This window comes from Actinacidiphila glaucinigra, assembly GCF_035918135.1.
GTDB lineage: Bacteria > Actinomycetota > Actinomycetes > Streptomycetales > Streptomycetaceae > Actinacidiphila > Actinacidiphila glaucinigra.
This window is the reverse complement of record NZ_CP109144.1, coordinates 5,563,628-5,578,258: the sequence shown is the minus strand read 5'-3', so window position 1 is coordinate 5,578,258 and position 14,631 is coordinate 5,563,628. Positions and strand designations below refer to the sequence as shown.

Here is a 14,631-nt window from a genome sequence, read left to right as displayed (position 1 = left end):
CCCGGCCGGTCGCGGCCGGGGGCGCGCCGTCGTCAGACGAGGTCGACGAGGTCCGCGATGGAGTCCACGACGGTGGTCGGCCGGTACGGGAAGCGGTCGATGTCGCCCGACTTGGTCAGGCCGGTCAGCACCAGGAAGGTCTGCATCCCGGCCTCCAGGCCCGCCAGCACGTCGGTGTCCATGCGGTCGCCGATCATCGCGGAGGTCTCGGAGTGCGCGCCGATGGTGTTGAGGCCGGTGCGCATCATCAGCGGGTTCGGCTTGCCGACGAAGTACGGGTCCTTCCCCGTCGCCTTCGTGATCAGGGCGGCCACCGAGCCGGTGGCGGGCAGCGCCCCCTCGGGCGAGGGACCGGTGTTGTCGGGGTTGGTGGCGATGAACCGGGACCCCGCGTTGATCAGGCGGATGGCCTTGGTGAGGGCCTCGAAGGAGTAGGTCCGCGTCTCGCCCAGGATCACGAAGTCGGGCTCGTGGTCGGTCAGCACGTACCCCGCGTCGTGCAGGGCGGTGGTGAGGCCGGCCTCGCCGATGACGTACGCCGTCCCGCCGGGGTGCTGGTCGTCCAGGAAGCGGGCCGTGGCCAGCGCCGAGGTCCAGATGTTCTCGGCCGGCACGTCCAGGCCGATGCGACTGAGCCGCGCCGCCAGGTCGCGGGGGGTGTAGATCGAGTTGTTCGTCAGGACGAGGAACGGGCGGCCCGAGTCCCGCAGCCGCTTGATAAAGGCGTCCGCGCCGGGCACCGGGATGCCCTCGTGCATGAGGACGCCGTCCATGTCGGTGAGCCAGGATTCGATGGGCTTGCGCGCTGTCATGGCTGCGGACTCTAGTCCGGCCGGGTGACCTGTGCACATGCGCGCGGTGAGTGCCCCGGGTTCGCCGGTCCGGGCGACCTCCCGACCCGTCCGGCGCACCACCGCATGCGGAGGCCCGCGCGGGAAGGGACCTTCGAAACACCGGGGCCGACCAATCCGACGGCATGAGCCCGGGTGAGTGGAGGTTGTGATCATGGGCTCTGTCTTGGGGGCCGCCCGCGTTCCCTTGTGTGCCGCCGCCGCGGCGACGCTGATCGCGTTGTGCGGTCCCGCGGCCGTGGCGGACGACGGGCCGGACGACTCCAGCGGGACCAGTTTCCAGTTCGGCGGAGGCGGTGGAGGGGGTGACGGGGACGAGGACGGCGGAGGCGGCAATCCCCTCCTGCAGTTCGGCAACAAGGGCGACGACGATCAGGACAACGGCCGCCAGAACAGCAACGACGACGATGACGACGAAGAGGACAACGGTCGCGACAACGGCCGCCAGAACAGCAACGACGACGACTCCGGCCGTGACACCGACAGCCGCGACGACTCCGGACGGGACGACGACGGCCGCGAGGACAACGGCGCGGGCAACGGCCCGGACGACGGAGGCACCGGCGGGATCGGCGGCACCGGCGGCGTAGGAGGCGTCGGAGGCACCGGCGGCGTAGGAGGCGTAGGAGGCGTCGGAGGCGTCGGAGGCACCGGCGGCGTAGGAGGCACCGGCGGCACCGGCGGCGTCACGGGCGTCGGCAGCGGCCCGGTGCGGATCACCCCGGGCACGGCCGGCCCCGGCGCCGACGTCGACGTCCGCACCGACCAGTGCGACCGCGCCAAGACCGGCACCGTCAGCTCCTCCGCGTTCGTCACCCCGGTCACGCTCGCCCCGGCGAGCGACGGCGGGATGTACGCCTCCGCGGTGGTCCGCTCCGGGCTGACCCCGGGCTCCTACCGGGTCTCCATCACCTGTGACGGGAAGTCCCACGAAGGCACGCTGGCGGTCACCGAGGCCGCCTCCGGCTTCCCGTCCGCCCCCGTCCCCGCGGGCGGCGGCGCGATGGCGGCCCATCAGGCCGCCGCGGAGCAGCAGCCGGCGGGCGTGCCCGGCTTCGTGGCGGCCGGCGTGCTGGCCGTGGCAGGGGCGGCCGGGCTGGTCGTGCACCGCCGCCGCACCCGGGACTGACCCGGTGCAGGCGCGTACCGTCGCGGCCCTCGCGGCCGCCGTGGTGCTCTCCGCGGCGTGGCTGAAGGGATACGTCCACCCCGGCCTGCCCGGTTCCGGGGTCGGCGCCCCCGCGCCCGCCGCGACCGCGGGGGCCGCCGGGCGGCCCGCCCAGGTGTACGCGGCGCACACACCGCTGCCCCCGGCGCGCCCGCTGCGGATCGACATCCGCTCGGCGGGCATCCACGCCAAGCTGGTGGAGCGCGGGCTCACCGCCGACGGCGCGGTGGACCCGCCGCCGTTCAGCACGCCGGACGTGGCGGGCTGGTACGGGCGCGGCCCCGCCCCCGGGGACGCGGGGGCGGCGCTGATCGTCGGGCACGTCGACACCCGCAGCAAGGCGGCGGTCTTCTACGCCCTGAGCACGGTCACGCAGGGCGACCTGGTGGAGGTCACCCGCTCGGACGGCTCGGTCGCCGAGTTCGCCGTCGAGGGCGTGGAGATCGTCGACAAGACGGGCTTCCGCCCGGACCGGGTGTACGGCTCGGGGGTCCGCCCGGAGCTGCGACTGATCACCTGCGGCGGCACCTTCGACCACGCCACCCAGTCCTACTCGGCGAACGTCGTGGTGTACGCGGCGCTGACCGGCTCGCACACCCGGGCGTGACCGGCCCGGCAGACGGAGTGTCAGACCCCCAGGTCGCGGATGAGCTTGGCGACGTGCCCGGTGGCCTTGACGTTGTACCAGGCGTGCTCGACCCTGCCCTGCTCGTCGACGACGACGGTGGAGCGGATCACCCCGGTGACGACCTTGCCGTACAGCTTCTTCTCGCCGAAGGCGCCGTACGCGGTCAGCACCGACTTGTCGGGGTCGGCGAGCAGGGTGACCTTCAGGGACTCCTTCTCGCGGAACTTGGCCAGCTTCTCCGGCTTGTCGGGCGAGATCCCGATGACGTCGTAGCCGGCGCCCGCGAGCGCGTCGAAGTTGTCGGTGAAGTCGCAGGCCTGCTTGGTGCAGCCGGGCGTGAGGGCGGCCGGGTAGAAGTACACGATGACCTTGCGGCCCGCGTGGCCGGCGAGGGAGACCTCGTTGCCGTCGGCGTCGGAAAGGGTGAAGGCGGGGGCGGTGTCGCCGGGCTGGAGGCGCTCGCTCATGGTGCAGTTCTCCGGTTCGGGGTGCCGACGGGCATCGGCACGGGCGGGCTGACAGACTGTCTGCACGGTACCGGTCGACAAGGACGATGGAGGCGGAGCAGTGTCGGATGGCAGGAGCCCTGCTCAGATCGAGGCGGACATCGCCCTCAAGCGGCAGGCGCTGGCCGCGACGCTGGACGAGATCGCGGTGCGGGTGCATCCCAGCACGATCGCGGCGGACGCCAAGGCGAAGGTCAGCTCGGCGGTGGACCGCACCGCGGGCCGTGCGTACGTGGCGGTGAACCGCGGTGTGACCGAGCTGCGGGGCCACTTCGTGTCGGAGGACGGCGCGCCCCGCGTGGAGCGCATCGTGCCGGTCGCGGTGGCGGCGGTGGCACTGGTCGCGGTGGTGGCCGGGCTCTCACTGCGCCGCCGCCGCCGGTAACGTCGTACCTGTGAGTTCGAATACGCATGACAAGCTTCCCATCCGCATGCTGCACGACCGCGTGCTGGTGCGCTCCGACGTCCCCGAGGGCGAGCGGCGCTCCGGCGGCGGCATCCTGATCCCCGCCACGGCGGCCGTCGGCAAGCGGCTCGCCTGGGCCGAGGTCGTCGCGGTGGGACAGAACGTACGGACCGTGGAGGTCGGTGACCGGGTGCTCTTCGACCCGGAGGACCGGGCCGAGGTCGAGGTGCGCGGTACGGCGTACGTGCTGATGCGGGAGCGGGACCTGCACGCGGTGGCGGCGGAGCGGCTGCAGGGCTCGGAGGACTCCACCGGCCTGTACCTCTGAATTTGTTATCGTCGGGTCCGTAGCCTGACGAGACGCGCCGTACCAGGACCCATGAAAAGACGACGCACCCCCTGACCCCCCGAGGATCGTGGAGGTGCCCGTCATGGCATGGGTCCTGTTGTGTGCCGCCGGCCTGCTCGAGGTCGGCTGGTCGATCGGCATGAAGTACACCGACGGCTTCACCCGGCTGTGGCCCAGCGTCGGCACGGGGCTCGGCATCGTCGCGAGCATGCTGCTGCTGTCGTACGCGGCCCGGACGCTGCCGATCGGCACCGCCTACGGGGTGTGGGTCGGGATCGGCGCGGCCGGCTCGGCCGTGCTCGGCATCGTGGTGCTGGGTGAGCCGGCGACCGCCGCCCGGATCTTCTTCATCTGCCTGCTGCTGGTGTCCGTGGTCGGCCTGAAGGCGACCTCGGGGCACTGAGCGGCGCCGCACCGCGTCACACCGCGACGCACCGGGCGCCGCCGGGGAGACCCCCGGGGGCGCCCGGTGCGGTCCGTGCCTACGGGAAGTCGTCCCCGCCTCCGGGGTCGCCGTCCAGGCCGCCGATGGGCAGTCCCCCGTCGTCGGTGCCGCCGTCCTCGCCGGGGCTGGACGGGCCGCCGGGCTCGCTCGGCTCCTCGCTGGTGGGCGGTTCCTCCGTGCCGGGCGGCTCGGAGGTCTCCGGCGGGGCGGTGGTGGCCGGCGGGGCCGTGGTGGTCGGCGGGGCGGAGCTGACCGGCGGGGCGGTGGTCGGCGGGGCCTGGGCACCCGGCTCCAGCCGCAGCTTGAAGTTCTTCGCCGGCTTCCCCTTCAGCGCGTCGGCCGTGTACTGAGCCCAGATCTGCGTGGGGAAGCCGCCGCCGTTGACGCGGGGCAGTCCCGTGGTGCCGTACAGCTCCTTCTGGGCGCCGGTCTGGGAGTCCTGGCCCATGACGGCGACGACGGTGGCCAGGTCCGGGGTGTAGCCGGCGAACCAGGCGGCCCGGTCCTCCTCCGCCGTGCCGGTCTTGCCCGCGGCGGGCCGGCCCGCCGCCTGCGCGGCGGTGGCGGTGCCGCCCCGGACCACCGAACGCAGGATCGAGGTCGTGGTGTCGGCGGCCTCGCGGTGCACGGCCTGCGTGGGCCGGCGGGTGGGCAGCTGCACGTCCTGCCCGTTCTTGGTGATCTTCAGGACCATGGTGTACGGGACGTAACGGCCGTGGTTGGCGAGCGTCGCGTAGGTCTGCGCCATGTCCAGCGGGCTCGCCGTCATCGTGCCCAGCGCCATCGCCGGGCTGCTCACCAGCTTCACCTTCTCCGGCATTCCCAGCGCCCGCACCGTGTCGTTGACCTTGCCCGAGCCGACGTCCTGCGCCATCTGGGCGTAGACCGAGTTCACGGACTTGTCCATGGCGTTGGTGGCCGTGATCGCCCCGTAGGAGACGTCGTCCTCGTTCGCCGGGGCGTAGCCGGTGGGGCCGTCGGGTCCGATGACCTCGCGCTTGTTCCGGCCGTCGTAGACGGTGTACGGGGTGATGCGCCGGCCGTTCTGGGTGGTGGAGTCGTTCTGGACGGCGGAGGCGAAGATGAACGGCTTGAAGGTGGAGCCCACCTGGTAGTCCGAGCGGGTCGCGTTGTTGACGAACTGCTTGGTGAAGTCGACGCCGCCGTACATCGCGACGACCTTGCCCGTGGCCGGGTCGATGGACGCCCCGCCGACCCGCACGTACTTGTCGGCCTTGTGCACCTTCGGCTTGAGCTTGTCCAGCAGCTGCTCCTCGGCCGCCTTGACGAAGGCCTTCTCCTTCTTGCGGTCGATGGTGGTGGTGATGCGGTATCCGCCGGAGCGCAGCGTCTCCTCGTCCAGGATCTTCGCCGAGTACAGGTAGTCCTTGACGGCCTCGAGCAGGTAGCCGCGCTGGCCGGACATCCCGGTGGCGGCCTTGGCCTTGTGCGGCGTCGGGAACTCCAGCCCGGCGCGCTCGCCCTCGCTCAGCCAGCCCTCCTTGACCATGCCGTCCAGCACGTAGTCCCAGCGGGCCTCCGCCTTGGCCTTGTTCTGCGGGTGGGCCACGATGTCGTACTCGCTGGGCGCGTTGAGCAGGGTCGCCAGGTAGGCGCCCTCGGCGGCGTCGAGTTCGTCGGCGTCCTTGCCGAAGTAGGCCTGGGCGGCGGCCTGGATGCCGTAGGCGTTGCGGCCGTAGTAGCTGGTGTTGAGGTACCCCTCGAGGATCTCCTCCTTGGTCTTCTCGCGGTCCAGCTTGATCGCGATGAAGAACTCCTTGGCCTTGCGGACCGCCGTCTGCTCCTGGTTGAGGTAGTAGTTCTTGACGTACTGCTGGGTGATGGTCGAACCGGACTGCTTGCCCTTGCCGGTGACCGTGTTCCACCCCGCGCGCAGCATCGCCTTCGGGCTGACCGCGGACTCGTGGTAGAAGTTGCGGTCCTCGGCGGCGAGGGTGGCGTGCTGGGCGACCTCGGACACCTGGTCCAGGCCCACGTTCTCGCGGTTGACCGCGCCGTCGCGGACCAGTTGGGTGCCGTCGGAGTACAGGTAGACGTTGCTCTGCGCGACCGCGCCCGCGTTCGCCTTGGGGATGTCGACCAGCTGGTAGCCGATGATGAACGCCCCCGCGCACGCCAGCACGACCAACAGGAACGCGCCGAGCACCGCGCGCCAGCTCGGGATCAGCCTGCGGGCACCGGTGCGCTTCGGCTTCTTGCCGGAGGGCGGGTTCTCCCAGCCGCCGGGGGAAGCGTTGCTGCTGCTCATGTCTGTACTGACTCCTCCGCGGCCGCCGAGGGTTGTGCCGCGGCGGGAACATCTTGGGTCAATCGTGCCGTACGACCCGGCGGACACTCTCCCACCATCAGGACAAAATGGTTCATCGCTGTGCATCCGTGACAAGCCTGTGACAGGCCGAAAGCGTGACGCCCTCCACCCCGCCGGGTGAAAACTCCGTGGCAGACGGCGGTCACCGCGAGTAAGGTCGGGCGCTTGCGCGCGAACGGGCGGACCCGTTCCCCACACCGGGAGGAGGGACCATGCACCTGTACGCGACCGTGGCGGCGAGCGGCTTCCGGCGCCACGCCACGTACCGGGTTGCCACCGCGGCCGGCGTCTTCACCAACACCGTCTTCGGCTTCATCACCGCATACACCTACATCGCCCTCTGGCACGAACGGCCCCACCTCGGGGGCTACGACCAGTCCATGGCGTTGACGTACGTCTGGATCGGCCAGGCGCTGTTCGCGACGTCCTCCCTCATGGGCGGCGGCTTCCAGGACGAACTGATCGAGCGGGTCCGCAGCGGAGACATCGCCGTCGACCTGCACCGCCCCGCCGACCTGCAGGCCTGGTGGCTCGCCGCCGACCTCGGCCGGGCCGGCTACCAGCTGCTCGCCCGCGGCGCGGTGCCCATGGCCTGCGGCGCCCTCGCCTTCGACCTCGCCCTCCCGGCCTCACCCGCCACCTGGGCGTTCTTCCTGCTGTCGGTCGCCCTCGGCATCGTCGTCAGCTTCGCCCTGCGCTACCTCGTCGTCCTCAGCGTCTTCTGGCTCATGGACGGCACCGGGATCGTCGCCGTCTCGGGCCTGTCCACGCTCTTCTTCTCCGGCATGCTGCTGCCCCTCAACGCCTTTCCCGGCGACCTCTCCGCGATCGCCCTGCTGCTGCCCTGGTCGGCGCTGCTGCAGGTGCCCGCCGACATCCTGCTGGGCCGGCACACCGGCGGCGCCCTCGCCGCCGCCCTGGCCTTCCAGGCCGCCTGGGCGGTCATCCTGCTCGGCGCGGGGCGGCTGCTGCAGTCCGCGGCCACCCGCAAGGTGGTGGTCCAGGGTGGCTGAGGCACTGCGCGCCTACGGGCTGATCGTGTGGATGTGGACCCGCTCGGCCCTGGCGTACCGGGCGTCGTTCGTGATGAGCGCGGCCGTCAACTTCGCCGCCACCGGGCTGGACTTCCTCGCGATCCTGCTGATGTTCTCCCAGGTCGACCGGCTCGGCGGCTTCTCCCTGCCCGAGGTCGCCTTCCTCTACGGCACCGCCGGCACCGCCTTCGGTCTCGCCGACCTCGCCCTGGGCAGCATGGAACGCCTCGGCGGCCGGGTCCGCGACGGCACGCTCGACACCCTCCTGGTGCGGCCCGTGCCCGTCCTCGCCCAGGTCGCCGCCGACCGCTTCGCGCTGCGCAGGATCGGCCGGATCGTCCAGGGACTGCTCGTCCTGGGCTGGTCGGTGACCCGCCTGGAACTGCACTGGACCGCCCTGGACCTGGTGCTGCTGCCGGTGATGCTGCTCAGCGGCGCCGGGATCTTCGGCGCGGTCTTCGTCGCCGGCGCGGCCTTCCAGTTCTGGGCCGGCGACGCCTCGGAGGTGCAGAACTCCTTCACCTACGGCGGCGCCACCCTGCTGCAGTACCCGCCGTCGGTGTTCGCGAAGGAACTCGTGCGCGGCGTCACCTTCGTGGTGCCCCTCGCCTTCGTCAACTGGCTGCCCGCCCTGCGCATCCTGGGCCGCCAGGACCCCCTGGGCCTGCCCGGCTGGGTGGACTTCACCCCGCCCCTGGTCGCCGTCGCCTGCTGCGCCCTGGCCGGCGCCGCCTGGCGGGCGGGCCTTCGTTCGTACCGGAGCACCGGGAGCTGATGCCCGACATGACCGCCCTCATCGAACTCGACCGCGTCGAGAAGGTCTTCGACGTACGCCGCCGCACCGGCCCGCTGCGCCGGGAACGCCGGCAGGTGCGCGCCGTGGACGGCATCTCCTTCACCGTCCCCGCCGGCCAGGTGGTCGGCTACATCGGGCCCAACGGCGCCGGCAAGTCCACCACCGTCAAGATGCTCACCGGCATCCTCACCCCCAGCGGCGGCCGCCTGCGCGTCGCCGGCATCGACCCCTCCCGCGAACGCACCCGGCTCGCCCGCCGCATCGGCGTCGTCTTCGGGCAGCGCACCACCTTGTGGTGGGACCTGCCGCTGCGCGACTCCTACGAACTCGTGCGCCGCATGTACCGCATCGACGCCGCCCGCTACCGCCGCAACCTCGACCGCTGCGTCGGCCTGCTCGACCTCGCGCCGCTCCTGGACGTCCCCGTACGGCAGCTCTCGCTCGGCCAGCGCATGCGCGGCGACATCGCCGCGGCGCTCCTGCACGACCCCGAGGTGCTCTACCTCGACGAGCCGACCATCGGGCTGGACGTCGTCAGCAAGGCGAAGGTCCGCGCGTTCCTGCGGACCGTCAACACCGAGCAGGGCACCACCGTGCTGCTCACCACCCACGACCTCACCGACATCGAGCAGTTGTGCGGCCGCGTCATGGTCATCGACCACGGCCGCCTGGTGTACGACGGCGGCCTCGACGGGCTGCACGCCGCCGGCGACAGCGAGCGCACCCTCGTCGTCGACTTCGAACGGGAGCTGCCGCCGGTGGAACTGCCGGGCGCGCGCTGCGAACGCGTCGAAGGCCCCCGGCAGTGGATCGCCTTCCCCGCGGCCGCCAGCGCGGCACCCCTGGTCGCCGAACTCGCGGCGCGGCACGGCGTCGTCGACCTGTCGGTACGCGAACCCGCCATCGAGGACGTCATCGCCCGCATGTACGCGGCGAGCAGCACCGCCCCCGCCTGAGGCCGCCTCGGCCGTCCCGGCGGCGCCACGAGCACGTCCTGCGGCCGTCGCGCGGCCGACGTGACGACGCGTGCCGCAGCGGCCGGCAGCCCACCCGGCACCCACTGCCCCGACCGCGATCCGTCGCGGGCCCGGCCGGCTCGTCCCCGCACCGCGGTACTCCCCCGACCGCCGTCGCCAACGGCCCTCGCACGGCTCTGTCGCGGCATGCGCGCCCCGCGGCGGCCGGCAGCCCGCGCGCACGGTGCGGCAGCCTCCGATCGCCCGCACAGGTCTGCCCCGGCACCGCGGTGTTCCCGGCCGGGCCACCCGGCGGCCGGGGCGCGGGCCGGGCGGGGTGGTGTCCCCGCCCCGCGGGTCAGCGCAGCGAGGCCAGTGCCGCGCGCACCCGCTCCACCGCGCCCGCCGTGGTCGACGCGTGCGCCGACAGCCGCACGGAGTCCGCCCGCACCGACGGGGTCACCCCGTGCTCGTGCAGCGCCTTGGCGATCTGGGCCGGGTCCACGTCGGGCACCGCGAAGGACACGATGCCCGCCCGCTCGGCACGGCCCACCGGGGACAGCACCTGCCCGCCGGCCGAGCGGACCACATCGATCAGCTCGTCGACCCGACGCGCGACGTGGCCCTCGATCGCGGCCACCCCGACGCCCTCGACCAGCTCCAGTGCCGCCGCGAAGGCCGCCGCCGTCACCGGGCTCAGATTGGTGATGCTCCAGCGCAGCGCGTCCGGCGCGACCGGGTGCTCGGTGTCGTCGAAGACGGCGACGTCCTCGACCCCGGTCCACCCCGTCAGCGTGGGCTCCAGCCGCTCCAGGGCCCGGTCCGACAGCGCCGCGAACCCGGTCGCCCAGCTGGCCCGCAGCCACTTCTGGCCACCCGCCACGACCACGTCCGCGGCCTGCCACGGCAGCTCGACGACGCCGAACGCCTGCATCGCGTCCACCACGAGCAGCCGGTCCCCGACGACCTCGCGCAGCGCCGCCAGATCGGCCCGGTAGCCGGTGCGGAAGTCCACGGCGCTGACCGAGACCGCCACCACCTCGTCCGTCAGCGCGTCGCGCACCGCGTCCGGGGTCGGCGCGCCGTCCAGCCAGCGCGGCACCGCCCGGCCCAGGGCGGCCGCGCGCCGCCACGGGTAGTGGTTGGCGGGGAAGTCGGCCGACGGCACCAGGACGGCGCCGCCGGGCACACCGAAGGCGGCGTGGAAGATCCCGGTGGAGGCGTTGGGCAGCAGCGCCACGTGTTCGGTGTCCGTGCCCGCCAGCCGGGCCGCCGCGGCCCGGGCCCGTGGCTCGGCCCGCATCAGGTCGTTGACGGTGGTGTGATCGGCCTCCGCCGACGCCGCCAGGGCTGCCGCCGTCGCGTCCAGGACGTCCTGCGAGGGCGGACCGTAGCGGGCGAAGTCCAGGTATCCCTCGGGCTCGCCGAAGTGCTCGGCGTAGCCGGTCAGCCCGCCCGTGTGGTCCGTCATGGGTGTCGCCGTCCGTCCGTACTCGTCACACCTTGGCCGCCGCGCCGCCCTTGAGCAGCGACAACTGCACAGTCTCCGCCATGCGCAGGAATCCGGCGTCACTGGGGTGCAGGTGGTCGCCGGAGTCGTAGGCGGGCAGCAGCGCGGAAGGGCGGTTCGGGTCGCGCAGCGCCCGGTCGAAGTCGATCACCTCGTCGAACACCGTGCCCGCCCGGATCGCGGCGTTCACCTGCTGCCGCACCGCCTCGGTGTGCGTGTTGTAGCCCGCGTGGCCCCCGCACGGGGCCAGCGTGGCGCCCAGCACCCGCAGCCCGCGCTCGTGACCGCGCGCCACGATCTCCCGCAGCCCGGAGACGATCTCCTGCGCGCCGGTCCGCTGCGGCGGCCGCAGCACGTCGTTGATGCCCAGCTCGACGACGAGCGTACGGACACCGGTCTGGGACAGCGCGTCACGTTCGAGGCGGCTCAGGCCGCTGGGATTGCCGCCGTTCTCGCCGTCGCGCAGCACCCGGTTGCCGCTGATCCCCTGGTTGAGGACGCCGAGCCGAAGCCCCCGGTCCCCGGAGCCGCGCAGCCGCGTCGCCAGGCGGTCCGGCCAGCGGTGGTTCGCGCCCGGGGTGGACGTGATGCCGTCGGTGATCGAGTCGCCGAACAGCACCACCGACCCGGCCGCCTGCCGCGTGAAGACGTCCACTCCCGTGACGTAACGCCAGTACGGGGTCCGCGTGGTGTACGCGGCGCCGTCGCTGCGCGCGGCGCGCTCGCCGAACGCCATGAACGAGGTCTGCTGCGCCCGCGGGTGGTACGTCACCGGGCCCGAGACCTGCGGGGTGTACGTCGTCACCAGCAGGTCCGCCGCCTGCGGAACGGCCAGTTGCACGGGATCGCTGACGACGCTGCCGCCCGCGGGGATCCGCACCTGCGTCCGCCCTCCGAAGGTCAGCGACCGCATCGTGCCGCCCGCCGCCGCCGGCGACCCCGGGGCCGCCGCGACGGCGACCGTCGCCCGGCCGATCTGCAGCGGGGTGCGGCCGAAGAGGTTGGAGAGGTGGATGCGCGCCGAGGTGCCGCCGACACTGGTGTGCACCACGTTGCGGATCGACCACCCCGCGTAGCCGTCCGGCGCGTTCGGCTCGCCGCCCACCGGGGACGTCGACCAGGTGCCCACCCACGAACCGGACGCCGCGGGCGCGGCCTGGTTGGGGACACCGGGCAGTCCGGCCGCCACGACGGGCCCGCCGGAGCGGCCGGAGGCGTCGGTACGGCCGGCGGTGACGAGGATCGCGGCGGAGATGACCGCGGCCAGCGCGACAATTCCGGCGAGCAGTGCATAACCCGTCGATCTGGCCATGCGGTGCTTCACTCCTGGGATCAAAGGGCGGGAAACCGGCGCGATCCGCTGCCGCCATGATCCCATGGAGACGTCGGGCCTGCCCGTCTGCATTGTCGGACGCCGGGAACTCGTTGTTCGTTCCACTCGAAGAGTGTGGTGTGGACGATACGCGGAAGGAGTGGATGCGGCGGATGAAAACGGCTCCGGTGACCGGATCGGACCAAGACCCGACTCCGGCGTTCTCGTACAGCCCCGCCGACGAGGGCCGGCGGCGCGGCGTACGACGTATGAAGGTGATCGCCACCGGCCTGCTGCTGGTGGCCACCGCGGTCTACGCGCTGGCCAGATGGGCCGAGTCGGCGGGAGCCGGCGCCTGGTCCGGCTATGTCGCGGCGGCCGCCGAGGCGGGCATGGTCGGCGCGCTCGCCGACTGGTTCGCGGTGACCGCGCTCTTCCGCAGGCCCCTCGGCCTGCCCATCCCGCACACCGCGATCATCCCCACGAAGAAGGACGCGCTCGGCCGCACCCTCGGCGACTTCGTCGGCGAGAACTTCCTGTCCCCGCAGGTCGTCCGCACCCGGCTGCGCAAGGTCGGCATCGCCCGGCGGCTCGGCGCCTGGCTGGAACACCCCGAGCACGCCGACCGCGTCACCGAACAGGGCGCTGCGGCGCTGCGCGGCGCACTGACCGTGCTGCGCGACTCCGACGTCCAGGCGGTGGTCGGCGAGGCCATCACCCGGCGCGCCGACGCCCAGGAGATCGCCCCCGGCATAGGGAAGATGCTGGAGCGCGTCGTCGCCGACGGCGGGCACCGGCGGGTGGTCGACCTGGTCTGCATCCGCGCCCACGACTGGCTGGTCGAGCACTCCGACTCCGTGATGCACGCCGTCCAGGAGGGCGCCCCCGGCTGGACCCCGCGCTTCGTGGACCGCCGGGTCGGCGAACGCGTCTACAAGGAACTCGTGCGCTTCACCGCCGAGATGCGGGACATGCCGGAGCACCCCGCCCGCGGGGCGATCGACCGCTTCCTGGCCGACTTCGCCGACGAGCTCCAGTCCGACCCCGACACCCGGGCCCGCGTCGAGCGGCTCAAGAAGGACCTGATCGCCCGCAGCGAGGTCCAGGACCTCATCGAGTCCGCGTGGGGATCGGTCCGCGGCATGATCGTCGCCGCCGCCGAGGACGAGCGCAGCGAACTGCGGCTGCGCGCCCGGGCCTCACTGCTGTCCCTGGGCGCGCGGATGACGGAGGACCCCCGGCTGACCGCCAAGATCGACGGCTGGCTGGAGGACGCCGCCACGTACGTGGTCACCACCTACCGCGACGAGATCACCGCGCTGATCACCGACACCATCGCCGGCTGGGACCCGGAGCAGACCACCCGCAAGATCGAGGCCAACGTCGGACGCGACCTGCAGTTCATCCGGATCAACGGCACTGTCGTCGGCGCCCTGGCGGGCCTGGTCATCTACTCCGTGTCCCGGCTCCTCGCGGGGTAGCGGGGAGACGGGGTGACGCGGGCGGGGCCGCGGCCCTGGGAATCTGACGTGGCGTCATCTACCGTGCCGGCATGCCCACCCGCACCCCCGCCCCGCTGCGCTGGCAGGGACGCGCGCTGTGGGGCGCCGGCGAAGCCGCCCTCACTCTCGGCGCCGTCCTGCTGCTGCTCGTCGCCCACCAGCTGTGGTGGACCAACCTCCAGGCACACGCCGCCGCCACGGACCGGGTGACCACCCTGGAACGCCAATGGGACCGCGCCGGCACCCCCGCCACCCCCACCCCCGATACATCGGACCAATCCGCGGCCGACGGCGGCCCCGCCCCCGGCAACCACACCCGCACCACCGGCCGCACCCGCACCGGCACCACCAGCCCACAGCCCTCCCAGGCCTACGCCGTCCTCCGCATCCCCCGCATCGGCGTCACCGCCCCCATCGCCGAAGGCATCAGCCGCGCCAAGGTCCTCAACCACGGATACGCCGGCCACTACCCGCACACCGCCCAGCCCGGACAACCCGGCAACTTCGCCCTCGCCGGCCACCGCAACACCCACGGCGAACCCTTCCGCCACATCGACCGGCTCCGCCCCGGCGACACCCTCGTCGTCGAGACCGCCACCACGCGCTACACCTACGTCGTCCGGCAGACCGTCCCCCGCACCACCCCCGCCGACGGCACCGTCATCGCCCCCGTCCCCCACAGCACCGTCCACCCCCGCCGCCACATGACCGGCCCCGGCCACTACATCACCCTCACCACCTGCACCCCCGAGTTCACCTCCGCCTACCGCCTCGTCGTCTGGGGTGGACTCGCCGCCGCGGAACCACGCTGACCCCCCGAACGTCATCCCCTGCGGAAC

At 72.9% G+C, this 14,631-nt stretch carries 15 protein-coding genes and 1 riboswitch; of the genes, 10 read left to right on the top strand and 5 right to left on the bottom strand.

Translation table 11 applies throughout. From position 1 onward, the window contains the following. Nucleotides 1–32 precede the first annotated feature (32 nt). Nucleotides 33–812 carry an HAD-IIA family hydrolase gene (locus tag OIE69_RS25055; protein WP_089225846.1) on the bottom strand — a complete coding sequence of 260 codons (780 nt, stop codon included), beginning with the start codon at nucleotides 810–812 and terminating at the stop codon, nucleotides 33–35. 193 nt (nucleotides 813–1,005) lie between these two features. On the opposite strand from OIE69_RS25055, the gene OIE69_RS25050 reads away from it, so the two are divergent. Both OIE69_RS25050 and OIE69_RS25045 read left to right on the top strand, forming a co-directional pair. Beyond that, nucleotides 1,006–1,980 (top strand): hypothetical protein, encoded by a 975-nt coding sequence (locus OIE69_RS25050; RefSeq protein WP_326575818.1) that lies wholly within the window; start codon nucleotides 1,006–1,008, stop codon nucleotides 1,978–1,980. 4 nt (nucleotides 1,981–1,984) lie between these two features. Further along, nucleotides 1,985–2,626 (top strand): class F sortase, encoded by a 642-nt coding sequence (locus OIE69_RS25045; RefSeq protein ID WP_326575817.1) that lies wholly within the window; start codon nucleotides 1,985–1,987, stop codon nucleotides 2,624–2,626. 20 nt (nucleotides 2,627–2,646) lie between these two features. On the opposite strand, the gene bcp is transcribed toward OIE69_RS25045, so the two are convergent. Continuing rightward, the gene (bcp, locus tag OIE69_RS25040; RefSeq protein WP_326575816.1) at nucleotides 2,647–3,114 is read right to left on the bottom strand and encodes a thioredoxin-dependent thiol peroxidase; all 468 of its coding nucleotides are present in this window, start codon (nucleotides 3,112–3,114) and stop codon (nucleotides 2,647–2,649) included. 100 nt (nucleotides 3,115–3,214) lie between these two features. Here bcp and OIE69_RS25035 point away from each other — a divergent pair, with 100 nt between their 5' ends. From OIE69_RS25035 to OIE69_RS25025, 3 genes are all read left to right on the top strand, one after another. Further along, nucleotides 3,215–3,538 carry a DUF3618 domain-containing protein gene (locus tag OIE69_RS25035; protein ID WP_326575815.1) on the top strand — a complete coding sequence of 108 codons (324 nt, stop codon included), beginning with the start codon at nucleotides 3,215–3,217 and terminating at the stop codon, nucleotides 3,536–3,538. A gap of 10 nt (nucleotides 3,539–3,548) precedes the next feature. Then, nucleotides 3,549–3,887 carry a GroES family chaperonin gene (locus OIE69_RS25030; RefSeq protein WP_026251892.1) on the top strand — a complete coding sequence of 113 codons (339 nt, stop codon included), beginning with the start codon at nucleotides 3,549–3,551 and terminating at the stop codon, nucleotides 3,885–3,887. 7 nt (nucleotides 3,888–3,894) lie between these two features. After that, a riboswitch (guanidine-III (ykkC-III) riboswitch) is annotated at nucleotides 3,895–3,956 on the top strand. Nucleotides 3,957–3,990: 34 nt separating this feature from the next. Continuing rightward, nucleotides 3,991–4,311 carry a DMT family transporter gene (locus tag OIE69_RS25025; RefSeq protein WP_326575814.1) on the top strand — a complete coding sequence of 107 codons (321 nt, stop codon included), beginning with the start codon at nucleotides 3,991–3,993 and terminating at the stop codon, nucleotides 4,309–4,311. Nucleotides 4,312–4,390: 79 nt separating this feature from the next. On the opposite strand, the gene OIE69_RS25020 is transcribed toward OIE69_RS25025, so the two are convergent. Next, entirely contained in the window at nucleotides 4,391–6,622 is a 2,232-nt protein-coding gene (locus tag OIE69_RS25020) for a transglycosylase domain-containing protein (protein WP_326575812.1), read from the bottom strand. A 272-nt stretch (nucleotides 6,623–6,894) separates the two neighbouring features. Here OIE69_RS25020 and OIE69_RS25015 point away from each other — a divergent pair, with 272 nt between their 5' ends. From OIE69_RS25015 to OIE69_RS25005, 3 genes are read left to right on the top strand one after another with little or no spacing between them, the layout of a single operon-like run. After that, nucleotides 6,895–7,695: an ABC transporter permease gene (locus OIE69_RS25015; protein ID WP_326575810.1), complete on the top strand. Its 801-nt coding sequence runs from the start codon at nucleotides 6,895–6,897 to the stop codon at nucleotides 7,693–7,695. Continuing rightward, complete coding sequence (locus OIE69_RS25010; RefSeq protein WP_326575808.1) at nucleotides 7,688–8,491, top strand: ABC transporter permease; 804 nt, start codon at nucleotides 7,688–7,690, stop codon at nucleotides 8,489–8,491. Before OIE69_RS25015 ends, OIE69_RS25010 begins: the two co-directional genes overlap by 8 nt. Continuing rightward, a complete protein-coding gene (locus OIE69_RS25005) occupies nucleotides 8,491–9,468 on the top strand; it encodes an ABC transporter ATP-binding protein (RefSeq protein ID WP_326575806.1) in 978 nt (325 codons plus the stop codon). Before OIE69_RS25010 ends, OIE69_RS25005 begins: the two co-directional genes overlap by 1 nt. A gap of 358 nt (nucleotides 9,469–9,826) precedes the next feature. Here the strand turns inward: OIE69_RS25005 and OIE69_RS25000 are convergent, their stop codons facing one another. Both OIE69_RS25000 and OIE69_RS24995 read right to left on the bottom strand, forming a co-directional pair. Then, nucleotides 9,827–10,939: an aminotransferase class V-fold PLP-dependent enzyme gene (locus OIE69_RS25000; RefSeq protein WP_326575804.1), complete on the bottom strand. Its 1,113-nt coding sequence runs from the start codon at nucleotides 10,937–10,939 to the stop codon at nucleotides 9,827–9,829. A gap of 25 nt (nucleotides 10,940–10,964) precedes the next feature. After that, nucleotides 10,965–12,290 carry an SGNH/GDSL hydrolase family protein gene (locus OIE69_RS24995; RefSeq protein ID WP_326575802.1) on the bottom strand — a complete coding sequence of 442 codons (1,326 nt, stop codon included), beginning with the start codon at nucleotides 12,288–12,290 and terminating at the stop codon, nucleotides 10,965–10,967. Nucleotides 12,291–12,463: 173 nt separating this feature from the next. Here OIE69_RS24995 and OIE69_RS24990 point away from each other — a divergent pair, with 173 nt between their 5' ends. Together OIE69_RS24990 and OIE69_RS24985 are read left to right on the top strand one after the other, a co-directional pair. After that, nucleotides 12,464–13,771: a DUF445 domain-containing protein gene (locus OIE69_RS24990; protein ID WP_326581405.1), complete on the top strand. Its 1,308-nt coding sequence runs from the start codon at nucleotides 12,464–12,466 to the stop codon at nucleotides 13,769–13,771. Nucleotides 13,772–13,842: 71 nt separating this feature from the next. Then, entirely contained in the window at nucleotides 13,843–14,604 is a 762-nt protein-coding gene (locus tag OIE69_RS24985) for a class E sortase (RefSeq protein ID WP_326575800.1), read from the top strand. The last annotated feature ends 27 nt before the right edge of the window (nucleotides 14,605–14,631 follow it).